Below are 24,518 nucleotides of genomic sequence, written 5' to 3'. Positions count from 1 at the left end.
GCGGGCCCGCCCCTCAGGAGGTCCCGGTGCTCCCGGTGACCTCGGTGACCTCGGTGGTCCGCCCGAGGCAGGTGCTCGCGCCCGCCTCGGGCACCTCGATCTCGTGGAAGCCCAGCCGGTCGTAGAAGGCCCTGGCCCCGGTGTTGGCGGTCGACATCACCAGGTGGACGGCGGGCACGCCCCGCTCCCGCAGGGCGCGCAGGAAGGTGTGCATCAGCGTGCGGCCGTGCCCGCGGCCCTGCCACTCGGGCAGCAGGTCGATGTGCAGGTGGGCGGGGTAGGCGGCCAGTTCGGGCACGATCATGCGCTCGGGGTCGTGCAGCAGGCGGGCGATCGCCTCGTCCTGAGTACCGGTGCCGGTGCCGGTCCCCGGCGGACTCTCGGGCGCCGGATGACGGCCGGCGACCCGCGGCAGCCAAACGGTACGGAAGTCGGCGGCGAACCGTGCGGTGTCGGCCGTGCCGAGGACGTAACCGACCGCCCGGCCGGTCCCGTCGTCCAGCACGAAGGCCAGTTCGGGCTCCAGGTGGACGTAGGGGGCGGCGAAGGTCGCGGTCAGGACGGACGGATCGGCGTAGTGGGGCCGGCTGTCCTGGCCCTCGTACCCGGTGCGCACGCAGATGTCGTCCAGGTCCGGGTAGTCCTCGGGGCGGTACGGACGCACGGCGGCGGTGGCGGCCGTGGCGGCGGTGGCGGTGACGCCGGCGGGCGGGTTCATCGCAGCATCGTGCCCTGCTGGGAGCGCTCTCTCAAGAGGGACTCATGGGGATCCCATGGGGATCCCGGAGGGTCAGCGGGTGGCTCGGGGGAGGGAGGGGGCGGCTGCTGGATCGCGAGGTCTCCGCGATCCACCAGCCGCCCCCGGGCCTTCCGTCAGCTTCCGTCAGTCCACGAGCGCCTGCACGTACGGCACCAGGCGGACCGGGCCGACCAGGCCGTGGTCCTGGCGGGCGGTGGTGCCGAACACCTCGGGACGGGCCACCCGCAGCCGGTTCACCAGCGGCGTGGCGACCTCGATCTCGATGACGTTGCTCCCCCGCCGCAGGTAGGGGCCGAGGTCGGCGACCGGCCGCAGCCGGTCCACCGGCGGGGTGCGGCGGCCGTTGACGGTGACGCGGAAGGTGTCGCTGACCTGGCCGAGTTCCAGATACGCCCCGTGCGAGGCGCTCCAGTCGGCGGGCAGCGTGACCGTGGTGCGGTACCGGCCGACGCCGGCCGAGTCGGCCAGCTCCTCGATCTTCGACCAGGGCTGGAGAGTGTCGAGTTCGACCGTGCGGCGCACGATCTCGGTACGGGTCGCGGAGGAACCGGGAAGGCGGTCCTCCACCTCCAGCCGCCAGTGCCCGGGGGTGATCGGCGCGGGCACCGCACGGACCTTCGTGGTGACGGCCCGGCCCCGCGAGGGGCGGGTGGTGAAGGTGCCCGCCCGGGTGGTGCGCACGGCCAGCCCCCCGGCGGTGAAGAGCGCCTCGTCCGCGTCGGTGGTGAGCACGTGCGGGCGGTTGCCGTGACGGTCCCCGAAGAGCCCCGGGCGGCCCAGCGCCACGATCGCGGTCTGACCGGGCTGAAGGGTGACGCGCAGGGTGACCAGGTCGCCGTCCTCGGTGTACCGGGCGAGCCGCACGGCCTCGCCGGTCCACGGGTCGAGGAGATACGGCACGGTGGTGCGGCCCCGGGTGCGGCGCAGGGTCACATCGTGGTCGATCGCGGCCACCGCGGGCTTGACGGTCTCGGCGTGCTTGCCGTTGCAGAGGTAGTAGAAGTCCGCCTCGGCGGTGACCCGGTGCGCGTTGAGCAGTGTGGAGGAGGTGGCGTGGGTGACGTCGGGAGTGACGCCCAGGGCGGCGAGGGCGTCCCCGACGGCCGTCTTGTCGGTGACCCGGACGACGTGCGGCAGGGCGAGCAGCCGGTCCAGGGTCTCGCGCAGCCGCTCCGTCTCGCCGTCGGCCGGCACGCCCGGGGTCTGCGCCTGGTCGAAGGCGCCGAGCAGCACCACCGGCAGCCCCTTCTCGGCCAGGGCGAGCAGCTTCTTCGCGTCGGCGGCGGCGAGGGTGGGCGTGGCGGAGTAGAAGAAGTCGCCCTCGACGAAGAGCGCCTTGTAGGCGGGTCCGTCCGGGGCGAGCCGGCCGCCGCGGACGGTGGCGTTGCGCAGGTCCAGGAGGGGGCCGCTGACGAACTGGTGGCTCCAGCCGAGCGGTACGCCGGTGGCGGTGAACCAGGAGGCGCCGATGCCGGTGGCGGTGTAGCCGGTCTGCCGGAAGATCGCCACGTCGGCGCGGGCGGTGCCGGACTGCAGGACGCGGTGCACGCGGCCCAGATAGCCGGCGATGTCCGGGAGGTGGTCCCAGGTGGGCTGGCGCGGGCCCCAGGACTCGCCGTAGCCGGGGGCGCCGTTGTACGGGCTGAAGGCGGCGAAGCCGGGCCAGCCGGCCGACGGGGCACTGGCGTAGGAGAAGCCGTGGACGACCGTCTGGTTGACGCCGGCGGCGTAGGCGCCGCCCATGGTCCGCAGGAACCGGTCCCAGGTGGTGCTGTACGCCGACCCGTTGTAGGCACCCGCCTCGCAGGAGAGCACCGTGTGGCCCGCCATGTCCCGGCCGCCGGCCAGGCACCGGTAGTCGTCGAGGTTCTTGAAGCCGAGCGACTCGCCCTCGGCGATGTCGAGGATCGCGGCCGAGGCGATGGCGTCGGTCTGCAGTCCGTACGGCTGGGCGCGCACCCGCATGCCCAGGTCGTGCGCCCAGTCGCGCAGGGCCGCCACGTGGTGGCGGTTGAGCAGGCCGGAGACGGTCTCCCAGAAGTCGTGCCGGATCTGGCGGGTGACCTGGGCCTCGAAGGCGAACACCTGGTTGGAGTCGTCGAGGACGAGGGCCGGCAGGTACGGGAGCAGCGGGCGTCCGGTGTGTTCCTCGAACGCCTCGGGCAGCTTGCGCGTCCAGACCAGTGCGTCGGTCTCCAGTTCGACGGAGTCCTCGAAGAACGCGCCGCCCGCCGCCTTCAGCAGCCGCCGCAGGGTGGGCGTCAGCAGGTTCCGCTCCCAGTACTCCGTGACCGCCGCCGTGCCCGCCGGGCTGAAGTGGTCCACGACGTGGGCGGCGGGCGAGGAGTGCGGGCCGGACTCGGGCTGCTGGCCCGAGCCGCGCTCCCAGTAGGAGATCAGCACCCACTCGCCGTCCGCGGGGGCGGTCCAGGTGAGCGTGGAGTCGGTGACGGTGGCGGTGAGGTCCTGGACGCTGTCGAGGTCCAGTCCGGTCTCCTTGCGGGTGGAGTTGGCGGTGTTCACCCGGGCCGCCTGCACGGCGAGGAGCGTCTGCTCGGTCACGCCGGAGGCCGGTGCGTGCACGGGGGGCGGGACAGGACCCCGGTAGGTGGCGCCGGCGGATACCGGGGCGCGGCCGTGCGCGAGTTCACGGACGGCGGCCGGGTCGTCCGGGGACAGTCCGGGGACGGCGGTCGGCCAGCTCGGGCCGAGGGTCAGGTCGACGGTGAGCCCGCGTCGGGCCGCCCGGCGCAGCGCCGCCTCGACACCGTCCCGCCAGGGTCTGCTGCCCCAGCCGTGACCGGCGGGGTCCAGCACCGACTTGTCGCTGATGCTGTGGTGCACGGCGGCGATCTCGACGCCGCCGAAGCCGGCGTCGGCGATCTGGTCGATCTCCCGGGCGATCTCGTCGGGGTCCACCAGGCCGTCCGGCCACCACCAGCGGAACTTCGGGCGCACCGAGCGCGGCGGCTCGGCGAACCAGGCGGCACCGGGGGCCTGGCCGGCCGAGGCCGGGAGGGCGGCGGCGGGGCGGGCCGACGCGCCGGGCGCCGAGACGCCGACCGCCGCGACGGCGCCCGCGCCGAGCCCGGCGGCCAGGACGAGGCGTCGCGGCATTCCGTCGCGCCGCGCGATGTGTTCTTGCATGGGTGCGCCCTCGGATCCCTCGGAAACTCGCACGTAGGTGTGCTTGTGCGTGAATGAATCGTTTCAATCATGTTTCAGTGCGGGAACGTTAAGTGGCCGGTTATCGCCGGGTCAAGATCCGTGCAGTGGCTTTCTGCGCCGGGTTTTCGCAGCTCGGCGCGCGGGACCGCATGGCGTGCGCCGGGCGGGGAACCCGGCGACGGCTGAAGGACACCACTCGCCGCCCACCTTCCTGGAGCACCCGATGAGTCTTCTGCGCGTAGCCGGCCGTCCGCTGCTGGCCGCCATGTTCGTCACCGGCGGAGTGAACTCGCTGCGTGACCCCGGGGCCGTGGCGCCCCTGGCGGAACCCGTCGTCCGCCCGGTGACCGAGCACGTGGACGCGCTGCCGGACCGCACCGAGCAGCTCGTCCGGCTCAACGCCGCGGTCCAGGTCGCCGGGGGTGTGCTGCTCGGGCTGGGGCGCTTCCCCCGGCTGTCCGCGCTGGCCCTCGCCGCGACGCTGGTGCCGACCACGCTGGCGGCGCACCGGTTCTGGGAGACGGACGACCCGTCCGACCGCGCCCAGCAGCGCATCGAGTTCCTGAAGAACCTCTCCATGCTGGGCGGGCTGCTGATCGCGGCCGACGACACGGGGAGCGCGCCCTCGGTGGTGTGGCGTGGGCGGCACGCGGCGAAGGGGCTGCGCCGGGACGCGCGTCTGGTGCGGCGTTCTGTGCGCAGGACGGCGGGGCCGGCCGCGATGGCGGGGGGCGTGCGGGCGAAGTTGAGTCGCTGACGGATGGCCCCGGACGGCCCGGCCGGGGAAGAAGTACGGCTTGGGGGTGGAGATCGGCAGGAGCCGTTGATCGAGTGGTCGGCGTTCCTGAGCCTGACGGCCTTTCGGCTTCCGTGTCCCTCACGGGGTGTGACCGGGGCACCCGCCGAAGGGCCAATGAGATGATCTTGAAGCCCTGAGCGCTCGGCCCTCGCGTGTCGAAGGAACACGCGCGCTGCTCTGCCGGCGGCAGAACAGCGGCCGGACCGGGCTCGAAGCTCACTACAGTGCAGCCTCATGACCACGATCACGACGCGCACGGTCGAGTACCCGGCGGACGGTTTGACGATGATCGGGCACCTCGCGCTCCCGGCCGGTGCCGACCGCCGGCCCGCGGTGCTGCTCGGACCGGAGGGCATGGGGCTCAGCGACGTCGAGCGCCGCCGGGCCGATGCGCTCGCCGAGCTGGGATATGCGGCGCTGGCCTTCGACCTGCACGGGGGGCGCTATCTGGGTGACCCCGAGGAGATGCTGGCCCGTTGCTTACCCCTGCTCGCTGATCCCGACCGAATGCGGGGCATCGGCCATGCGGCGCTCGACGTGTTGCGCGCCGAGCCGCGGACCGACCCCGAGCGGATCGCCGCCGTCGGCTACGGCACCGGGGGCGCCATCGCGCTGGAACTCGGGCGCGACGGGGTCGACCTGCGCGCGATCGGGACCGTCAACGCCACCACCACGGGCCGGCCGGGCGAGGCAGCGCGCATCCGCTGCCCGGTGTGGGCCGGGGTCGGGTCGCAAGACCCGATCATGCCGCCCGCGCAACGGAACGCGTTCACCGCCGAGATGCAAGCCGCGGGCGTCGACTGGCGCCTCACTGTCTACGGCGGCGCCTTGCACGCCTTCCACCACCCGCCGGTCGACCACCCCGCGGTCCCCGGCGTCGGCCACCACCCACAGCACGCGCGGCGAGCCTGGCGCGACGTCGTCGACCTGCTCGCCGAGTGCCTGCCCGTGACGGAGGATCTGGGGGCATGACCCCGGCGCGTCGTGCGGAGTGCCGGGGTTCAGCGGAGTGCCGGGGTTCAGCGGCCGGCTCGGGCGGCGGCCGGGGAAGATCCGGGGGTAATCCCGGCTGATGGCAGGGGTGTCGGCGGGCAGGGCCTGGAGGTAACCGAGCGGGAGGCCCGCTCCGCCTCTCGGCGCCGGCCTGGTCACTTGCTGTCGGACGGGCGCACGGTTTCCACGTGTGAGATCCAGGTGGTGAGCAGTCCCTCAAGTGCCTGGGTCTCGGCGGGCGTCAGCAGGCTCAGCAGGCGGCGTTCGTTGCGCATGTGGTCGGTGAACGCCTGGTCGATCAGTTCGCGACCGGGCCGGGTGAGGGCCACGATCCGGCCGCGCTGATCGTCGTCGGAACGGCGGCGGGTGACGAGTCCGGCCCGCTCCAGGCGGTCGATCCGCTTCGTCATCGCGCCGGTGGTGACCATGGTGTGCGCGGCGAGTTCGCCGGGCGCGCGCTCATAGGGCTCACCGGCGCGGCGCAGTGCGCACAGGACGTCGAACTCTCCCTCGCTGAGTCCGTAGCGCCCGTAGACGAGGCAGAGTTCTTCGGTGAGGTGGTCGGCCAGGCGGTGCAGCCGGCCGATCACGCCCTGCGGGGAGATGTCGAGGTCGGGCCGCTCGCGGCGCCAGTCGGCCTGGATGCGGGCCACGCGGTCCAGCGGTCGCGGATCGTCGTCCATGCCTCCATGGTAGCTTCCCGGGAAGCTACATTAGCTTCCATGGAAGCTAATATACGGTGGGTGGCCCTGACCGCTGTCGCACCGGTGGCCTGGGGCGCGAACTACTACGTCACCCATGCCTTCCTGCCACCCGACAGCCCCCTCTACGGAGCGGCTCTGCGGGCGCTGCCCGCCGGCCTCGTCCTGCTGGGCCTGTGCGGACAGCGACCGCGCGGTGCGTGGTGGTGGCGGTCCGCGGTGCTCGGGCTGCTCAACGTGAGCGTGTTCTTCGTGCTCGTCTACGCCGCCTCACAGCTCCTCCCGACGAGCATCGCCTCGACCGTCATGGCGATGTCCCCGCCGGCCATGATGCTCATCGCCTGGGCCCTCGTCTCCGAGCGGCCGGGCATCGCGCACCTGGCCGGCGCCGCGACCGGGCTCGGCGGGGTCTGCCTCATGCTGCTCACCGGGACGGAAGGAGTGAGCGTGCCGGGAGTCCTCGCCTCGGCGGCGGCCATGCTCGTGTCGGCCTTCGGCCACATCCTGACCAAACGGTGGAACGACAGCGGTACTGACGTGCTCGCCTCGACCGCCTGGCAACTGACCGCCGGCGGGCTGTTCCTGCTGCCGGTCGCCGCAGCCGTGGAGGGCCCGCCGCCCGCACTCTCCGCACCGGCGCTCCTCGCGTTCGGCTACGTCACCCTCGTCGCCACCGCGCTGGCCTTCGCCGCCTGGTTCACCGGGCTACGGCACCTGCCCGCGGGGACCGTGGGCCTGGTCGGACTGCTCAACCCTGTCACCGGCGTGCTGCTCGGTACGGCGGTGGCCGGAGATGTACTGACAGTCCAGCAGTTGTGCGGGCTGGCACTCGTCCTGGCCGGAGTCGTCCTGGGACGCCCCGCCCGCGCGGGACGGCGCGGTGGTGGTCGGACTCCTCTCCCGCCCGCACCCGCCCTGGTGAGTGGTCGTGCGCGGCTGACCGCGGAGCCACCGCGAACAGCCCGCGGGGCACCGTCGACCGGCTGTTCGACGAGGTGCGCGCCCGCGCCTGCCGGGCCGAACTGCCCCCGGGGCGGCCGCGGGTGCTGACCGGCGAACGGTTGCGCCCGGCGATCGGGCTCATGCACGCCGAGTTCTGTCACGGCAGCGTCTCCTCGGCGTCGGCGTTCAGCAGGTCCAGGGTGAGGGAGGCGGTCCAGGAGAAGTGGCGGGCGCCTCGGGGGGTGCCGGTGACGGGGTCGACGTACTCGGCGAAACCGGAGTGTCCGGCCTCGGCGAGGAAGCCCCGCCGCAGGCGTGCGGCGTCCGTGTCGAGGCCGTGGACGCGCAGGCCGCGGTGGATCAGCCAGGCCGTGTTGAACCAGGCGGGCCCGCGCCAGTAGCGGTGGGCGTCGAAGGCGGGGCCGGTCAGGTCGTAGCTGGGGACCAGCCGGGTGGCGGGGGCGCGGAAGCGCGGGCCGGTGAGGGTGTCGCGCAGGGAGCGGACGACCTCGGCCGGCAGGTGCGGGACGACGAGCGGGACGAGGCCGGTCACGGCGCCTTCGTCGACCAGGGTGTCGGTGTGCAGGTCGCGGACGCGGAACAGGCCGGCGTCGGCGTCCCAGAGCCGGGTGACCAGATGCCGGGTGAGGGCGTCGGCGCGTGCGGTGTGCGGGGTGTCGTCGCGTCCGAGGACGCGGGCCATGGCGGCGAGGGCGCGTTCGCTCACGATGAGCAGCGCGTTGAAGCAGGGATCCTCGACGGCGAAGGCGTGCCGGGTCGCGCGGTCGTCGTAGCCGGCCTCGCGGTAGTCGGCCGCGAGCCGGACGTAGCGGCCGTAGTCGAGGTCGGTGGGGCGGTCGGCGGAGCGGCCGTGGTCGAGGTCGGCGCGCCGGAAGGTTCCGGGCAGGGCGGGTTCGACGCGGGCCAGGGCCCGGTCCCAGCAGGGGCTGTTGTCGGTGCCCGGCTCCCAGGGGTGGACGGCCGCCGCGAGGCCGCCGCCGCCGAGGTCGCGCCGGGTGAGGAGGTAGTCGTGCCAGGCGGTGAGGCGGGGGTGGACCCGGTCGAGGAAGCCGCGGCGGCGGGACTCCTCCGGGTCGGCCCGGTGCACCAGCCAGGCGGCCAGGGCGTGCACGGGAGGCTGGACGATGCCCGAGGTCTCCGGGGCCGCGGGCGCTCCGGAGACCTGGCCGGCCTGGGAGGAACGCCAGAAGCTCGGGCTCGGGAAGTACGCGTCCTCGGGCACCGCCGGGCTGAAGACGATGTGCGGGATGCGGCCGTCGGCCCACTGGGCGGCGAGCAGCGACTCCAGTTCGCGCTGGGCGCGATGGGCCGAGAGATGGCGCAGTCCTACGGCGACGAAGGCGGAGTCCCAGCTCCACTGATGGGGGTAGAGCGTGCGGGAGGGGACGGTGGAGGCGCCGGTCCAGTTGGCGAGGAGCACCTGGGACGCGCCGCGCCGCAGGGCGTCGGCGTCGATGTCGCCGGGCGCGGGAGCGCCTGGCCGGTCGAGAAGCGCCGAGGCGGCCGGTGACCGGGTGAGGAGTGACGGATCGAGTCGCGACTGGTCGAGAAGCGACTGGGCGCCAACTGTCCGATCGGGATCAAGTCGTGATTGGCCGAGGAGCGACTTCACCTGCCGGACCTCTTGAGGAGGCCGGGAGCGGCACGGACGGCCTCGACCGGGTCGCCGGGGAGAGGGCACCGCGCGGGGACGACGCCCTCGCCGCGGTGGCCCCCGTCGCCCCCTGCCAGGTCCCAAGTGCGCGTCCGATACGGGCCGGTGCCGCGGTGCACGGCGGCCGGGACGCGCCCGGCCACCTCCACCTGACGAGGGGCGGTGAACTGGACGACGCGTTCCACTGGGGACTCCGGAGAGGGTTGCTGAATGCGGTTGCGTCGACAATATCCACAACTTATGTATTGTCAACACGCAAAACTCCTGCTGTGATGCGTGCCGGGTAGACGTAAGCCGGAGCGAGGACACGCGATGCGCATCAGGACCCTGCGGGCGAGGACGACCGCGGCCGGCGTCACGGCAGCCCTGTCGCTGGGGCTGCTGTCGGGCTGTGCCGGCGGTACCGGGCCGGGGAGACCGGACGGTGAGATCACGGTCTGGTCCCAGGAGAACCTCCCGGACCGGGTCGCCGCGACCGAGAAGGTCATCGACGGGTTCGAGCGGCGGACCGGCGTCGAGGTCCACCTCGTCGGGGTCGACGAGGGACAGATGCCGCAGCTCATCATGTCGGCGGCGGCCTCGGGCACCCTGCCCGACGTCATCGGCGCGGCCCCGATGGGCCAGGTCTGGCAGATGTACACCAACGGGCTGCTGAACACGGACGTCCCGCGGCGGATCATCGGTGAGCTGGGGCGCTCCACCTTCGACGCCAACGCATTGCGGCTGACCTCGGACGGCGCCACCGCCCTCGGGGTGCCGTCCGACGCCTGGCTGCAGCTACTGGTTTACCGCGAGGACCGGTTCGCGCGACAGGCACTGGCCCCGCCCGACACCTACGCCAGGGCGCTGACCGCCGCGAAGGCGCTCACCACGAAAGGCCACGACGGCATGTCGGCGGCCACCGACCCCGGCGACGTGTTCACCTCGCAGAGCTTCGAGAGCCTCGCCCTGGCCAACGACTGCCAACTCGTGGACGGCCGGCACGAGATCGCCCTCGACTCACCGAACTGCGCGACCGCGTTCCGCACCTACGACGAACTGGCCCGTGTCTACGGCGCCCCGGGCACCCAGACCGTCGACTCCACCCGCGCCACCTACTTCGCGGGCCGCTCCTCGATGGTCGTCTGGTCCTCCTTCCTCCTCGACGAACTCGCCGGTCTGCGCGAGGACGCCCGGCCCAGTTGCCCGGAGTGCGCGAAGGACGGCGGGTTCCTCTCCGACAACAGCGGCATCGTCACCGCGATGCGGGGCCCCGACGCCGACGAGCCCGCCCAGTTCGGTGAGATCACCTCCTGGGTGACCACCAGGACGGCCGAGACGGCTGCCTCCCGGGAGTTCATCGAGTACATGATGGGCACCGGCTACGAGGACTGGTTCGGCATGGCACCCGAGGGCAAGATCCCCGTCCGTACGGGGACGGCCGCCGCGCCCGGCCGCTATCTGGACACCTGGCGCCACAGCGACATCGGCGTGGACACCCGCCGGCCCCTGGACGAGGTCTTCCCCAGGAGCCTGCTCGACCAGCTCGCCGCCGGCGTCGGCGCTCTGCGGCGCTGGGGCATCACCCAGGGCGAGGGCGCCCTGGTCGGCGCCACCAACGGCGAGCTGCCCGTGCCCAAGGCCATCGGCGCCATGACCGGCGGCCAGAGTTCCCCCTCCGAGGCGGCACACGACGCCGCCGAAGAGGTCGCCGCGCTCAAGAGGTCACTCCAGTAGCGCTTCACAAGTCACTCCAGCAGCAGTAGCCGCGCGCACGTCACGCCTGCACCTCACGAAGGTCTCCCATGACTCCAGCTCCCGCCGGCGCACCGCAGCGCCGGGACACCGATCCCCGGCCGCCGGACCGGGCCGCGGGCGCGGGCCCGGGCCGCCGGCCGATGACGGCCGCCAGGCGCGCGAATCGCGCGGGCCTCGCGTTCGTCTCCCCCACCTTCCTCGTCGTCCTCGTGGTGGTGGTCCTGCCCATCGCGTGGACGGTGCTGCTGGCGTTCCAGGACGCCAAGCTCGTCGACATCCAGAACATGGGCCTGTTCGGCAACTGGTCCCTGGACAACTTCGACCAGGTCTTCGGCTCGGCCGGCTTCTGGTCCAGTCTGGGCACCACCCTGCTGTACACCGCGGGCGCCACCCTCGGCTCGGTCGTTCTCGGCCTGGCCACGGCGCTCGCACTGCGCAGGCCCTTCCGGGGGCGCGGCCTGCTGCGCGCGGCGATGCTGCTGCCGTACGTCGCGCCCGTCGTCGCGGTCGCCTTCGTCTGGGAGGTGGCGCTGAGCCCGCAGTACGGCGTGGTCAACGACTGGGGGCGGCGCCTGTTCGGCTGGGACGACCCGATCGCCTTCCTGTCCACCCGCGCGTACGAGACGCATCTGCTGGGCCTGCGCTTCGACCTCCCGATGGCGCTGCTGACGGTCATCGCCTTCGAGTGCTGGCGCTACTTCCCCTTCGCGTTCCTGTTCCTCCTCGCCCGGCTCCAGGCGGTCCCCGACGCGCTGGAGGAGGCGGCGCTGGTGGACGGCGCCGCCCCCACCCAGCGGTTCCGGTATGTGCTGCTGCCGCAGTTGATGCCGGTCGTCGCCCTGCTGTGCGTCCTGCGGTTCATCATGACGTTCAACAAGTTCGACGACGTGTACCTGCTCACCGGCGGCGGCGCGGGCACCGACGTCGCGGCCGTGCGGGTCTACGACTTCCTCACCGCCCGCTACGACGTGGGGGCGGCGGCGGCCCAGTCCCTGGTGCTCGCCGGGTCGCTGATGGTCCTGCTGGGCCTCTACTTCAGGTTCTTCGGCACCAAGGTCCAGGAGGAAACGTGACCCGCAAGGCCGCCATGACCAGGGCGCGGTTCGAGGAGCGGCTCTTCGGTGTCCTGCGCCGGCTGGTCATCGCCTTCCTCGTGGTGATCACGCTGCTGCCCTTCTTCTACCTGGTCCTGCTGTCGCTGAAGCCCATCGACGCCCTGCTGCTGGACCCGGGCTCCCTGTGGGTCTCGGCGGAGGACTTCACGCTGACCACCTACCGGGACGTGCTGCGCTCCCCGGACGCGGGCGGCCAGGGCTTCTGGAGGTTCCTGCTCAACTCCGCGCTGGTGTCGCTGGGCACGGTGGCACTGACGCTGGTGGCCGCCGTACCGGGCGCCTACGCCGTCAGCCGCCTGAAGTTCTTCGGCCACCGCCAGGTCAGCGCGCTCTTCCTCGCCGTGTACCTGTTCCCGTCGACCCTGCTGGCCGTCCCGCTCTTCGTGATCTTCGCCCGGATCGGTCTCTCCTCCAGCCTGGTGGGCCTGGCCGTCGTGTACGTCGCCCAGACCGTGCCGGTGTCGATCTACATGCTCAGGAACTACCTGATGACGATCCCTCACTCGATCGAGGAGGCGGCGGCGCTGGACGGCTGCTCGCGGCTGCGCACCGTCCGCGAGGTGATCCTGCCGCTCGCCCTGCCGTCCCTGATGGCGACCGGACTGTACGTCTTCATGATCGCCTGGAACGAGTTCCTGTTCGCCCTGCTCTTCCTGGCCGCCGACCCGGACAAGTGGACGGTGTCCCTGGGGCTGGCGCAGCTCTCCAACGGCATCGAGGTGCCCAAGACGGTGCTCATGGCCGGGTCCGTCGTCCTCACGGTCCCCGTGGTGATCCTGTTCTTCGCCGCCGAACGCCTGCTCACGGAGGGGCTGACGAGCGGCGCCGACAAGAGCTGAGCGCTCCGCGGCGCGCACGCCCCGGCCCTCGCCGGACGGGCCCCGCCCAGCGGCCCGCGCCGAGCGCGCTCGGCGCGGGCCGCCGATGGGTGACCAGGACCCTCAGGTCCACCATCCCTGGCCGCCGCGCCCCAGCACGGCGGGAAGGCTCGGTCCGGGGCGTCCGGTGAAGGAGGCGATGGTACGGGCGAGCCCCTCCTGCCAGGTCACGCCGGGCATCCAGCCGAAGATCTCCCGGGCGAACCCGGTGACCGGCCGGGGCTGCCCGGGGTGTTCCGGCGCCCGGGTGTCGTGTCGCGGCGGGAGGTCGAGCCGGTGAGTTCGATCACCCGGCGGGCGATCTCCAGGGCCGTGGGCCGCTCGTCGCCGCCCAGGTCCACGGGGCGTACCGACCGGCCGGCCGCGACCAGCAGCACGCCGTCGACCAGGTCGTCGACGTAGCACAGGGAGTGCGGGCGGCTGCCGTCCCCGGCGACGGTGACCGGTCCGCCCGCGAGCGCCTGCCGGATGAAGGTGCCCGGCACTCCCCCGTCGTCCGTCCGCATCCGGGGGCCGCAGGTGGTGAACAGGCGCACGATGCCGGCGTTCGCGCCGGGGACGCCCGCGCGGGCGGCGACCAGTGCCTCGGAGAAGCGGACGGCCTCGGCGTGCGCGGCGTGCGGGCCGCAGAGGTCGGTGTCGTGCCCTTCGTCCGCGCGCGGCGGGCAGGGCGGCGGCGCGGAGGCGAGCAGGAAGCGGGCGCCGTCCCGGTCGGCGACGGCCAGCGCGGCCCTGGTGCCCGCGCCGGCGGCCTCCAGGATCTCCAGCGGCCGCTCGGGCCAGGCGGCCGGCCTGCCGGGCCCGGCCAGGTGCAGGACCAGGTCGTACGGTCCGCCGCGCGGGTCCGCCGGGGCCGGAGCGGCGACGTCGCGCTCCAGGAAGCGGAAGCCGGGCCGGCCGGCCAGGTGGGCCACGTTCTCGGCCCGGCCGGTGGAGAGGTCGTCCAGGCAGTCGACCCCGACACCCGCGTCGAGCAGCCGGGTGCACAGGTGCGAGCCGAGGAAGCCCGCGCCGCCCGTGACCAGGGCGCGGTCCCAGGGCGCCCGGTCCCGTGACCTCGTGGTGAACGCCGCCATCGGCATCATGCGGACGACCTTCCTTCCCCGGCGCGGAGCCGAGAAGCGCGTCACGGGTGCCCCACCGGGTCACTCTCATGCTCCGCCGACCGCCGCGCGGCGGGCACCCCGTGCGCACCCTGTCCGCCCCGCGTCTGTGAGCAACCGCACTCGGGGCGCCAACTGAGCGCGCCTGCGGGCTGGTTGGCGGGGGCGGGGGCCGTGCCGTGCACCGCTTCGAAACGGCTCCGCGGTCCCTTCTGCCACCATGGTCGGCGCCGTACCGCGGCCTCGTGGAGCAACCGTGCAGCGCAGCCGGCCCTCCCGCTCCGGTCCCCCTCCCCCTCAGGGCCCTCCCGGCTCGTCTCCGAGTGACGCACTTGTCTTCCTCCCCTGTCTCCGCGCCGCCCGTCCCGGTACCGGCGGCGCGCTCGCCCTGGCGGTCCCTGCGGTACCGCTCGATGCGCTGCTGGTCCGTCGCGAACCTCGTGTCGAACGCCGGTACCTGGATGCAGCTCACGGTGCAGAACCTGCTGGTCCTGCAGATCAGCGGGTCCGCCGCCGCCACCGGTCTCTCCATGTCGGTGCAGGCCGCGCCCGCCCTGCTGATCAGCGTCTTCGGCGGTGCCGCCGTCGACCGCTGGCCGCGCAAGGTGACGGCCGCCGTCAGCCAGGCCCTCCTGGGCGCCATCGCCTTCACGACGGCGGTCCTGGTGACGCTGGACCGGCTCGACATGACGTCCCTGATGGCACTGGCCGCCGTGACCGGCGTCATCGCCACCGTCGACGGCCCGGCGTGCTCGCTGCTGGGCAACGATCTCGTCCCGCCCGAGGACGTGCCCTCCGCGATCGGGGTGGGCGCCCTGGTCCACCAGGCGGGCCGGCTCACCGGAGCCGCTCTGGCCGGTGTGACGGTCGGCTTCCTCGGAACGGCCGCCGCCTACGCCGCCAACGGCCTGTCCTTCCTCGTCGTGGCCTGCGTCATCCCGTTCCTGCGCCCCGCGCCGGGCGCGGTGCGGGCGGCGGCCGGAGCGGCGGCGCGCGGCACCTCCGGGCGGCCGGGCGGGCAGGACGGGCAGGACGGGCAGGACGGGATGAGCGTGCGGCAGGGGCTGGCCTTCTTCGTACGCCGGCCCCGGCTGCTGGCGCTGGCCGGGGTCACCGGCATCAGCACGGTCTTCGGCCGGAACTACCAGCTCACCCTGGCCGTGCTCGTCACCGGGCCGCTGGCCGGCGGCGCCGGGGCGTTCGGCACGGTCTCCACGGTCCTCGCGGCCGGCGGCATCGTCGGTGCCGTCCTGGGGGCCCGGCTGCGACGGCCGTCGGTGCGGGTGGTGGGCGCGCTGGCGGCGGTGGGCGGGCTGCTCCAGGTGGTGGCCGGACTGTCACCGTCGATGGCGGTACTCCTGATCATGGTGCTGCCGATGGCCGTGGTGGAGTCCGTCTCCGACACCGCCGGTACGGCCGTCCTCCAGACCGACCCGCCCGCCCACCTGCGCGGCCGGGTGCTCGGGGTGTGGGGCAGCGTCGGGACGGTGTGGGGCCTGGGCGGGCCGCCGGCGCTGGGGCTGCTGATGGAGTGGGCCGGGACGCGCGGTGCGCTGGTGACGGGCGGACTGCTCGTCGCCGGCGCCATCGGCGCGGGCCACCTGCTGCACCGGCGCCGCGGCACCGCCCCCGCGGCCGTACGGACCGAGGAGCACGGCCTGCCGGTGGCGCACCCGGTGCTGAGCCCGGCCGCCTGACCCACCCGCGACCGGGACCGGGCGAGGGGCGACAGCCGGCCCTGGTACCGGGCGGCGGGCCGGGGCGGACCCGCCACCGGGTGCGACGCGGCGGGGCCGGGGACCCGGGTGCCGTGCCCGGGTGGGATGATCCTGGGCGTTTGCCGATCATGGAGCCTGACCGGCCCGCAGACACTCGTCGACCTCCGAGGGGGACCCGCTGAGCGCCACCGTCATCTCCGAGGCCGTCTCCGTCGTGCTGCTGCTCGGCGTGCTGGTCTTCGCCGTCGTACGCCCCCGGGGCCTGCCGGAGGCGGCGGTCGCGGTGCCCGCCGCCGCGCTGGCCGTGGCGCTCGGGGTGGTCACCCCGGACGCGGCCTGGGAGCAGATCCGCAGCCTGCTGCCGGTCGTCGGTTTCCTGGCGCTGGTGCTGGTGCTGGCGCACCTGTGCGCGAAGGAGGGCCTGTTCGAGGCCGCGGGCGCGATCGTGGCCCGCCGCTGCGGAGGCAGTCCGCACCGGCTGCTGGGCGGCGTGTTCGTGGTGGCCTGCGCCGTCACGGCCGTACTCAGCCTGGACGCCACCGTGGTGCTGCTGACACCCGTGGTCCTGGCCACCGCGGCGCGGGCCGGTGCCCTGGCCCGTCCGCATGTGTACGCGACGGCGCACCTGGCCAACTCCGCCTCACTGCTGCTGCCGGTCTCCAACCTGACCAACCTGCTGGCGTTCACCGCGAGCGGGCTGAGCTTCACCCGGTTCGCCGCGCTGATGGTGCTGCCGTGGCTGGCCGCGATCGCCGTGGAGTACGCCGTCTTCCGCCGCTTCTTCCGCCGTGACCTGGCGGTGCCCGTCGCCGAGGGTCCCGCCCGCAAGGAGCCGGCCGGCGAGCCGAGGGTGCCCCGGTTCACGCTGGTGGTCCTCGCGCTGACGCTGGCCGGGTTCGCCGTCACCTCACCGCTCGGGCTGGAGCCGGCCTGGGCGGCGCTCGCCGGTGTGCTGGTGCTGGGCGGCCGGGCGCTGCTGAGGCGGCACGCCACCCCCCGGGAGCTGGTGGGTGCCGCCTCGCCGCTGTTCTGCCTGTTCGTCCTGGCCCTGGGCGTCGTCGTGCAGGGTGTGGTGGCGGGCGGCCTGGCCACCGGGCTGGCCCGCGTCCTGCCGTCCGGCGAGTCGCTGCCGGCGCTGCTCGGGGTCGCGGCGGTGGCCGCGGTGCTGGCCAACCTCATCAACAACCTGCCGGCCGTCCTCGCCCTGCTGCCGCTGGCCGCCCCGCTCGGTCCCGGCCCCGTCCTCGCGGTGCTGATCGGGGTGAACCTGGGTCCCAACCTGACCTATGTGGGGTCACTGGCCACCCTGCTGTGGCGGCGCATCCTGCACGACCACGGCAGCGCCGCCGACCTGGGCCGCTTCACCCGGCTCGGGCTGGCCACCGTGCCGGCCACGCTGGTCGCCGCCACCGTGGCCCTGTGGGGCGCCCTGCGCCTCATCGGCACCTGAAGCAGGCCGTGACCGACCCGTCCGCCGCTCCCGGGGCGGGCCGGGTCACCAGGGCTGGGGGGCGAGGGCGGGCCGGCGGACGGCCTCGGCGGCGTCCCGCAGGTGCAGGGCCACGGTGATCAGGGCGCGCAGGGCGGAGGGCCGCAGGTTCTGGGCGCTCTCGGCGGCCAGCACCAGCAGACAGGCGGCGGCCTGCTCGACCGCGGTGACGGAGAGTTCGAAGTCGGCGCTGCCCGCGCTCCGAAAGGCGCGCCAGGGCGCGGCGGCCCCGTCGATGGCGCGCTGCACGGCGTGTTCGAGGTGCTGCGCGGCCTGTTCGCACACGGGGGCCGGAAGGATGATCGTGCGGGGGTACGCGGAACTGGTCATGGTCCCACTTCTCCCCGTGCCGGGGCCGTCCGATGGGCGTGTCCGGGCTGATTCACCGGGTCGGCGGGTCGGGCGGGCGAGCCGCCGGGCGCCCGGCACGGCCCCGCAGGGCCCGCCCCGGCAGCCGTAGGGTGGGTGCCGTGGACGCGATCACCGCCCCTGGCGGCTCCTTCGACGGCGGCGAGGGCCCCGGTGCCGCGGCGGCCCGGCTGACGGGGCGGACGGTGACCGGTGAGCGCCCGGTGTCCGCGCGGCTCACCGAGGTGACCCTCGACGACGGGCGGGCGGTGATGGTCAAACGCGGGGAGCCGGCGGCGGTCCGCGCGGAGGCGGCGGGGCTGCGCTGGCTGGCCGCCGCCGGTGCGGTCGGGATCGCCCCGGTGCGCGGTGCGGACCGGTCCTGGCTGGTGACGGACCTGGTGGCGGAGGGTCCGCCGGGCGCCGGGGCCGCCGCCCGGTTCGGACGGGAGCTGGCCGCGCTGCACGCCTCGGGCGCCCCCGCCTTCGGCGCCGCCCCGCCCGGCGGGCCCGAGGAGGCGTACATCGGCGACGCGCCGATGCGCAACGCGCGCTCCGCCGACTGGCCGCGCTGGTACGCGGAGCACCGGGTGCTGCCCTATCTGCGCCGCGCGGTCGACGCCGGCACCGTGACGCCGGCCGAGGCGACCGAGGTCGAACGGGTCTGCGAACGGCTGCCGGGTCTGGCCGGGCCTCCCGAACCGCCGGCCCGGCTCCACGGCGACCTGTGGAACGGCAACGTGCTCTGGGGCGCCGACGGGGCGGTCCGGCTGATCGACCCGGCCGCGCACGGCGGGCACCGGGAGACCGACCTGGCGATGCTGCGCCTCTTCGGCTGCCCGCACCTGGAGACGGTCCTGGACGCCTACCGGGAGGCCGCGCCGCTCGGCCCCGGCTGGTCCGCGCGCGTCGGTGTGCACCAGCTCTTCCCGCTGCTGGTGCACACCGTGCTGTTCGGCCGCGGCTATGCCGGGCGGGCCCTGGCCGTCGCCCGCGACGCCCTGTCCGGATGAGCGCCCGGGTGGCAGCCCGAGCGGACGCCCGGCCGGGTGCCCGCTGAGGGTGGTCAGCGGGTGACGACGTGCCGCTCGTTCGGCACGCAGTGGGTCATGGTGAGGCCCTCGACGTCGCGCGGCGGGTTCTTGCCGAGGTGGGCGAGCCGCTCGCGGTCCTCGTCGGTGAGGTCCTGGCTCGCCAGCGGCCGCAGGCCCGCCACGTCCTCGGGGCCGATCCCGAGCCCTTCGCCGACCCGGAGGCCGAGGTCGTTCTCGACCAGCAGGAAGTGCCACACCATGCGCTCCCGCACCGGCCGGTCGCACTGCGAGAGCAGGTCGACGAAGTTCTTCACCAGGTCGTCCCGCTCCCACTCCTCCAGCAGCAGATAGCGCTGCCCGGCCTGGAGGTAGTCGTTGGTGCGCGGGATGCGCTTGCGGGTGACCCGGCCGACGATCTCCGGGCCCTGCTCGTCGTGGGTCGGGTACTGGTCCTCGCGCAGCCCGCCGGTGATCGACGGCTCGTAGTTGACGATCGGGTTCTCGCCGCCGCCGTCCTGGTGGTACGCCATCTGGCCGTCGCGCTGGTTGGTGCGCACCTCGGCGTTCTTGGCCTGGTTGACGGGGAGCTGGAGGTAGTTCGAGCCGACCCGGTGGCGCTGGGTGTCGCTGTACGAGAAGGTCCGGCCGACCAGCATCTTGTCGTCGGAGAAGTCCAGGCCGTCGACGAGGACGCCGGTGCCGAAGGAGATCTGCTCGTTCTCGGCGAAGTAGTTCTCCGGCATCCGGTTCAGCACGATCCGGCCGACCGGCTTCGGCGGGAACTCCTGCTCGGGCCAGGTCTTGGTGTCGTCCAGCGGGTCGAAGTCCAGCTCCGGGTGGTCGTTGTCGTCCATCATCTGGACGACCAGCTCCCACTCCGGGTAGTCGCCGCGGGCGACGGCCTCGTAGAGGTCCTTGGTGGCGTGGCCGGTGGAGTCGGCCTGCACGTTGGCGGCGTCCTCCTCGGTCATGCTGCGCACGCCCTGCTTGGGCAGCCAGTGGTACTTGACCAGCTTGGTGTCGCCGGCCGCGTTGACCCATTTGTAGGTGTTGACGCCGAAGCCCTGCTGGTGGCGGTAGTCCGCCGGGATGCCGCGCGGGCTGAACAGGTTGACCAGCATGTGCATGCACTCGGGCGTCTGCGACATGAAGTCGAAGATGCGCCGGGGCTGCTGCTCGAAGGTGACCGGGTCGGGCTTGAGCGCGTGGATGACGTCCGGGAACTTGATGGCGTCCCGGATGAAGAAGACGCCCAGGTTGTTGCCGACCAGGTCCCAGTTGCCGTCCTCGGTGTAGAACTTCACGGCGAAGCCGCGCGGGTCCCGGGCCGCCTCGGAGGAGTCGCGTCCGCCGATGACGGTGGAGAAGCGCAGGGCGATGTCGGTGCGCTTGCCGCGCTCCTGGAAGAGCTTGGCCCGGGTGTACCGGTCGACGGGCTCGTCGCCCCAGGCGCCGTACGCCTCGAAGTAGCCGTACGCCGTCACGCCGCGGGCGTGGACGACGCGCTCGGGGATGCGCTCCCGGTCGAAGTGGCTGATCTTCTCCAGGAACTGGTAGTTCTCCAGCGTGGCGGGCCCGCGGGCGCCGACCGTGCGCTGGTTCTGGTTGTCGTAGACCGGGTGCCCCTGGCGGTTGGTGAGCACCTCGCGGTCGTCACCGGGGGCGGGGCCCTGGCTCGATACGTCGGTCATATCTCTCTTCGGCTCCTTCTGCTCGTGGCCGCCGCGGGCGGGGCGGGTGCGGGGGCGGCGGCCGTCGGCCGGTCGCACGGACGGCCCGGGTACCCGGCCGCGCGGAGTCACTCACCTGTGACGGTCGCACGCGCGGGGGCGGGGCGCGACTGGCCGGTCAGGGCCGTTCGGCGCATCGTGGAGTCATGATCCTCATCGCCGCGCGCCGCGCCGTCCGGCCGGACGGCGCCGAGGAGCGGCCGGTCGTGGCGGGCCGTTCGCCCCGGCCGCCCGGGCACCCCACGTACGTGTCCCGGTGGGACTCATGTCTCGCCGGGACATGTGTCCCACTGGGACATTTACGGGTGTACGATCGTCCGCATGACGGCAGCGAAGCCCATGGACGTCCCCGAGGACCGGCGCCGGCGCAAGGCGCTGCGGACCCGGGACGCGCTCGCGGCCGCGGCCTGCGACCTGATCCTGGAGCACGGGCCGGCGGCCACCACGGTGGAGGCCGTCGCCGAGCGCGCCGCCGTCACCCGCCGCACCTTCAGCCGGTACTTCGCCGGCAAGGAGGACGCCGCCCTCGACTTCGTCCGCCGCGACGGCGACCGCGTCAACGCCCTGCTGCGCGCCCGTCCCGCCGACGAGCCCCCGCTGACGGCGTACCGCGGGGCCGTGCGCGGGTGGCTGACCGACCAGGAGGACCCGGCCTGGCACGTGCGGCCGCGCATGCGCCGGCTGCTGGCCCTGGTCGACAGCGAGCCCGTGCTCTTCGCCGCCTACCAGCGCATAAGGGTCGACGCCCAGGAGGAGTCGGTCCGTATCGTCGCCGCCCGGCTCGGCGCGGACGAGGGCGACATCCGCCCGGCCGTCGTCGTCGACGCCGCCGCCGGAGTACTCGTCGCCGCGCTGCGGGTCTGGGCCCGCGGCGGCGACCGGAACCCGGGAGCCGCAGACCTCGCCGCCCTCGTGGAGCGGGCCTACGACGCCCTCACCTCGGAGATCGCGTCCGCGACCCCCGACAGCACCACGGAAGAGTGAAAGCACCATGAGCACTTCGGTCACCCCCGTCACCGACTACGGAACCGAGTTCTCCGGCAAGACCGCGCTCGTCACCGGCGCCGCCTCCGGCATCGGCCTGGCCACCGCCCGCCGCCTCGGCGCCGGCGGCGCGCGGGTCGTCATCGCCGACTACAACGCCGAGGGCGCCGAGCAGGCCGCCGCCGACCTGAAGGCGGCGGGCATCGAGGCCGCCGCCGTCGCGCTGGACGTGACCCGCCCCGAGTCCGTCGAAGCGGCCGTCACGTTCACCGTCGACACCTTCGGCGGCCTGGACCTGGCCGTGAACAACGCGGGCATCGGCGGCCCCAGCGCCCCGACCGGCGAGTACGACATCGAGGCGTACAGCCGCGTGATCCGCACCAACCTCGACGGCGTCTTCTACTCGATGCGCTACGAGATCCCGGCCATCGAGGCCGCGGGCGGCGGCGCCATCGTCAACGTCGCCTCCATCCTCGGCTCGGTCGGCTTCGCCGGCTCCCCCGCGTACGTGGCCGCCAAGCACGGCGTGGTCGGCCTGACCAAGGCCACCGCCGCCGAGTACGCCGCCAGGGGCATCCGGGTCAACGCGGTCGGCCCCGGCTTCATCGACACCCCGCTGCTGAAGACGATGGACCAGGACGCCTACGCCGGCCTCGTCGCCCTGCACCCGGCCGGCCGCCTCGGCACCTCCGAGGAGGTCGCCGAGCTGATCGCCTTCCTGCTCTCGGACCGGGCGTCCTTCGTCGCCGGCAGCTACCACCTGGTCGACGGCGCCTACACCGCCGTCTGAGTCCCGTCCGTCACAGGGGGAGACGAAGAGAACGAAGGAGTTCGACCATGAAGGCACTGCAGTACCGCACCATCGGGGCACCCCCCGAGGTGGTCACGGTCCCCGACCCCGAACCCGGTCCCGGACAGGTGCTGTTGAAGGTCACCGCCGCCGGCGTGTGCCACTCCGACATCGCCGTGATGGAGTGGCCCGCCGAGGGCTTCCCGTACGAGCTGCCGCTCACCCTCGGCCACGAGGGCGTCGGCACGGTCGCCGCGCTGGGCGACGGCGTGAGCGGTCTGCGCGAGGGCGACGCGGTCGCCGTCTACGGCCCCTGGGGCTGCGGCACCTGCGTCAAGTGCGCGGAGGGCAAGGAGAACTACTGCCTGCGCGCCGACGAACTGGGCATCCACCCGCCCGGCCTCGGCCGCCCCGGGTCGATGGCCGAGTACCTGCTCATCGACGATCCCCGCCACCTGGTCCCGCTGGACGGCCTCGACCCGGTCGCGGCGGTGCCGCTGACCGACGCCGGGCTCACGCCGTACCACGCCATCAAGAAGTCCCTGCCGAAGCTCGGCCCGGGCTCGACGGCGGTGGTCATCGGCACCGGCGGCCTCGGGCACGTCGCCATCCAGCTCCTGCGCACGCTGACCTCCGCCCGGGTGATCGCCCTCGACGTGAGCGAGGACAAGCTGCGCCTGGCGCGCGAGGTCGGCGCCCACGAGACGGTGCTCTCCGACGCCGGGGCGGTCGACGCGGTCCGCCGCCTCACCGGGCCGGTCGGCGCCCAGGCCGTCTTCGACTTCGTCGGCGTGGCGCCGACCGTCAGGACCGCGGCGGGCGTCGCGGGCGTCGAGGCCGACGTCACACTGGTCGGCATCGGCGGGGCGCCGCTCCCGGTCGGCTTCGGCCTCACCCCCTTCGAGGTGTCGGTCTCGGCACCGTACTGGGGCAGCCGCAGCGAGCTGATGGAGGTGCTGGCGCTGGCCCGCGCCGGAGCGGTGTCGGTGCACACCGAGACCTACTCCCTCGACGACGCCCCGCTCGCCTACGCCCGGCTCCACGAGGGCAAGGTCAACGGCCGCGCGGTGATCCTGCCCAACGGCTGACCGCCGGCGTCCGGGAACCGGCCGGGCGGGGCGGAGAGTACGCCAACTCCCGTTCCCTGCCCGGCCTTTGCGGTCACCGCCGAGTAGAGTCCGCCCGGACGCGTCCGTCGTCCGGAGGAGAACCGTCGTGATCCCGACCGACCGCATCGCCCTCGACCCGTTCGGCGCCGACATCCCCGCCGAGAGCGCCCGGCTGCGCGCCCTCGGACCGATCGTCCCCGTGGAGCTGCCCGGCGGGATACCGGCCTGGGCGCCCACCGACCACGACACGCTCAAGAAGCTGATCCTCGATCCCCGGGTGAGCAAGGACCCGCGCCCGCACTGGCGGCTGTGGCCGGAGATCGGCGACCACCCGTCCTGGGCCTGGATCCTGGGCTGGGTCGGTGTGGTCAACATGCTCTCCACCTACGGCTCCGAACACACCCGGCTGCGCAGACTGGTCGCGCCGAGCTTCACCCACCGGCGTACCGAGGCGATGCGGCCCCGGGTGGAGGCGCTCACCGCCGAGCTGCTCGACGCCCTCGACGCGTCCGGTGCCGAAGTGGTCGACCTGCGGGAGCACTTCGCCCACCCGCTGCCGATGCGGATGATCTGCGAACTCATCGGGGTGCCCGAGGAGATGTGGGAGGACACCGGGCGGTTGATCGCGGCCGTCATGGACACCTCCGACCCGAGCCCCGAGCACGCGGCGTCCGTGCAGACGCAGATCGGCACGGTGCTGCCCGCGCTGATCGCGCACAAGAGCGCGCACCCCGGTGACGACCTGACCACCGAGCTGATCCGGGTCCGGGACGAGGACGGCGACCGGCTCACCGACGAGGAGCTGCTGCACACGCTGCTGCTCGTGATCGGGGCCGGTTTCGAGACGACCGTGAACCTCATCGGCAACGCGGTCGTCGCCCTGCTGACGCACCCCGGGCAGCGGGAGGCGGTGTGCGCCGGCCGGATCGGCTGGGACGCGGTCGTCGACGAGACGCTGCGCGCGCACCCGTCGATCGCGTCGCTGCCCCTGCGCTTCGCCGTCACCGACCTCACGGTCGGCGAGGTCACCGTTCCGGCCGGGGACGCCCTCGTCACGACGTACGCCGCCGCCGGGCACGATCCCGGCCGCTACGGGCCCGACGCGGACCTCTTCGACGCCACCCGCGAGGCCGGCGACCATCTGGCCTTCGGCATCGGGGTGCACCGGTGCGTCGGCGCGCCGCTGGCCCGGGTGGAGGCCCTGACGGCGCTGCCCGCCCTGTTCGAGAGGTTTCCCCGGCTGCGGCTGGCGGGGCCCGCCGAGGAGCTGCGGCAGGTGCCGTCGTTCATCGTCCAGGGCTGGCGGGAGATCCCGGTGCGGCCGCGCGGCTGAGCCGGGCCGTCGAGGCCGCGGAGGCGCGACCGGTCCCCCGTTCCGGTCGTGCCCCGCGGACCCGTCCGAAGCTACTCCGAGGTGGCGGCCGTTGTGAATCGCGTCGGTGCCC

The 24,518-nt window shown here is 73.8% G+C and carries 20 protein-coding genes; 13 read left to right on the top strand and 7 right to left on the bottom strand.

Annotated elements, in window-relative coordinates; translation table 11 throughout:
• Positions 1–13: 13 nt before the first annotated feature.
• Complete coding sequence (locus tag ABEB00_RS33205) at positions 14–718, bottom strand: GNAT family N-acetyltransferase (RefSeq protein ID WP_345624414.1); 705 nt, start codon at positions 716–718, stop codon at positions 14–16.
• Between the two features lie 165 nt (positions 719–883).
• On the bottom strand, positions 884–3,907 hold the full coding sequence (locus tag ABEB00_RS33200; protein WP_345624413.1) for a glycosyl hydrolase: 3,024 nt from the start codon (positions 3,905–3,907) through the stop codon (positions 884–886).
• A 244-nt stretch (positions 3,908–4,151) separates the two neighbouring features.
• Between ABEB00_RS33200 and ABEB00_RS33195 the strand changes: the two genes are divergently transcribed.
• Positions 4,152–4,685: a DoxX family protein gene (locus tag ABEB00_RS33195; protein WP_345624412.1), complete on the top strand. Its 534-nt coding sequence runs from the start codon at positions 4,152–4,154 to the stop codon at positions 4,683–4,685.
• Positions 4,686–4,961: 276 nt separating this feature from the next.
• Positions 4,962–5,699, top strand: a complete 738-nt coding sequence (locus ABEB00_RS33190) for a dienelactone hydrolase family protein (protein ID WP_345624411.1) — start codon at positions 4,962–4,964, stop codon at positions 5,697–5,699.
• A gap of 176 nt (positions 5,700–5,875) precedes the next feature.
• Here ABEB00_RS33190 and ABEB00_RS33185 read toward each other — a convergent pair whose 3' ends face one another.
• The gene (locus tag ABEB00_RS33185; RefSeq protein WP_345624410.1) at positions 5,876–6,403 is read right to left on the bottom strand and encodes a MarR family winged helix-turn-helix transcriptional regulator; all 528 of its coding nucleotides are present in this window, start codon (positions 6,401–6,403) and stop codon (positions 5,876–5,878) included.
• Between the two features lie 51 nt (positions 6,404–6,454).
• On the opposite strand from ABEB00_RS33185, the gene ABEB00_RS33180 reads away from it, so the two are divergent.
• On the top strand, positions 6,455–7,471 hold the full coding sequence (locus tag ABEB00_RS33180) for an EamA family transporter (protein WP_345624543.1): 1,017 nt from the start codon (positions 6,455–6,457) through the stop codon (positions 7,469–7,471).
• 49 nt (positions 7,472–7,520) lie between these two features.
• On the opposite strand, the gene ABEB00_RS33175 is transcribed toward ABEB00_RS33180, so the two are convergent.
• Positions 7,521–8,840 carry an MGH1-like glycoside hydrolase domain-containing protein gene (locus ABEB00_RS33175; protein ID WP_345624542.1) on the bottom strand — a complete coding sequence of 440 codons (1,320 nt, stop codon included), beginning with the start codon at positions 8,838–8,840 and terminating at the stop codon, positions 7,521–7,523.
• A gap of 510 nt (positions 8,841–9,350) precedes the next feature.
• Here ABEB00_RS33175 and ABEB00_RS33170 point away from each other — a divergent pair.
• The 3 genes from ABEB00_RS33170 to ABEB00_RS33160 all read left to right on the top strand — a co-directional run bounded on the left by ABEB00_RS33170 (position 9,351) and on the right by ABEB00_RS33160 (position 12,729).
• Complete coding sequence (locus ABEB00_RS33170; protein WP_345624409.1) at positions 9,351–10,754, top strand: ABC transporter substrate-binding protein; 1,404 nt, start codon at positions 9,351–9,353, stop codon at positions 10,752–10,754.
• 68 nt (positions 10,755–10,822) lie between these two features.
• On the top strand, positions 10,823–11,848 hold the full coding sequence (locus tag ABEB00_RS33165; RefSeq protein ID WP_345624408.1) for a carbohydrate ABC transporter permease: 1,026 nt from the start codon (positions 10,823–10,825) through the stop codon (positions 11,846–11,848).
• A 14-nt stretch (positions 11,849–11,862) separates the two neighbouring features.
• Complete coding sequence (locus ABEB00_RS33160; protein WP_345624541.1) at positions 11,863–12,729, top strand: carbohydrate ABC transporter permease; 867 nt, start codon at positions 11,863–11,865, stop codon at positions 12,727–12,729.
• A 206-nt stretch (positions 12,730–12,935) separates the two neighbouring features.
• On the opposite strand, the gene ABEB00_RS33155 is transcribed toward ABEB00_RS33160, so the two are convergent.
• Entirely contained in the window at positions 12,936–13,853 is a 918-nt protein-coding gene (locus ABEB00_RS33155; protein WP_345624407.1) for an NAD-dependent epimerase/dehydratase family protein, read from the bottom strand.
• A 431-nt stretch (positions 13,854–14,284) separates the two neighbouring features.
• On the opposite strand from ABEB00_RS33155, the gene ABEB00_RS33150 reads away from it, so the two are divergent.
• Both ABEB00_RS33150 and ABEB00_RS33145 read left to right on the top strand, forming a co-directional pair.
• Positions 14,285–15,568: an MFS transporter gene (locus ABEB00_RS33150; protein WP_425586622.1), complete on the top strand. Its 1,284-nt coding sequence runs from the start codon at positions 14,285–14,287 to the stop codon at positions 15,566–15,568.
• 235 nt (positions 15,569–15,803) lie between these two features.
• Positions 15,804–17,039, top strand: a complete 1,236-nt coding sequence (locus ABEB00_RS33145; protein WP_345624405.1) for an SLC13 family permease — start codon at positions 15,804–15,806, stop codon at positions 17,037–17,039.
• A 45-nt stretch (positions 17,040–17,084) separates the two neighbouring features.
• Here ABEB00_RS33145 and ABEB00_RS33140 read toward each other — a convergent pair whose 3' ends face one another.
• Positions 17,085–17,408: a hypothetical protein gene (locus tag ABEB00_RS33140; protein ID WP_345624404.1), complete on the bottom strand. Its 324-nt coding sequence runs from the start codon at positions 17,406–17,408 to the stop codon at positions 17,085–17,087.
• 131 nt (positions 17,409–17,539) lie between these two features.
• On the opposite strand from ABEB00_RS33140, the gene ABEB00_RS33135 reads away from it, so the two are divergent.
• A complete protein-coding gene (locus tag ABEB00_RS33135; protein ID WP_425586619.1) occupies positions 17,540–18,439 on the top strand; it encodes a fructosamine kinase family protein in 900 nt (299 codons plus the stop codon).
• A gap of 53 nt (positions 18,440–18,492) precedes the next feature.
• Here the strand turns inward: ABEB00_RS33135 and ABEB00_RS33130 are convergent, their stop codons facing one another.
• Positions 18,493–20,151, bottom strand: coding sequence for a catalase (locus ABEB00_RS33130; RefSeq protein WP_345624403.1), 1,659 nt, complete (start codon positions 20,149–20,151; stop codon positions 18,493–18,495).
• A 360-nt stretch (positions 20,152–20,511) separates the two neighbouring features.
• On the opposite strand from ABEB00_RS33130, the gene ABEB00_RS33125 reads away from it, so the two are divergent.
• The 4 genes from ABEB00_RS33125 to ABEB00_RS33110 all read left to right on the top strand — a co-directional run bounded on the left by ABEB00_RS33125 (position 20,512) and on the right by ABEB00_RS33110 (position 24,406).
• Positions 20,512–21,174, top strand: coding sequence for a TetR family transcriptional regulator (locus tag ABEB00_RS33125; protein WP_345624402.1), 663 nt, complete (start codon positions 20,512–20,514; stop codon positions 21,172–21,174).
• 7 nt (positions 21,175–21,181) lie between these two features.
• Positions 21,182–21,964, top strand: a complete 783-nt coding sequence (locus ABEB00_RS33120) for an SDR family NAD(P)-dependent oxidoreductase (protein WP_345624401.1) — start codon at positions 21,182–21,184, stop codon at positions 21,962–21,964.
• 47 nt (positions 21,965–22,011) lie between these two features.
• Entirely contained in the window at positions 22,012–23,052 is a 1,041-nt protein-coding gene (locus ABEB00_RS33115; RefSeq protein ID WP_345624400.1) for an NAD(P)-dependent alcohol dehydrogenase, read from the top strand.
• A 127-nt stretch (positions 23,053–23,179) separates the two neighbouring features.
• Entirely contained in the window at positions 23,180–24,406 is a 1,227-nt protein-coding gene (locus ABEB00_RS33110) for a cytochrome P450 family protein (RefSeq protein WP_345624399.1), read from the top strand.
• The last annotated feature ends 112 nt before the right edge of the window (positions 24,407–24,518 follow it).

Source organism: Streptomyces ziwulingensis, assembly GCF_039542605.1.
Lineage (GTDB): Bacteria > Actinomycetota > Actinomycetes > Streptomycetales > Streptomycetaceae > Streptomyces > Streptomyces ziwulingensis.
Note: the sequence above shows the minus strand (reverse complement) of the source record. Positions and strands in the feature narration are given on the sequence as shown.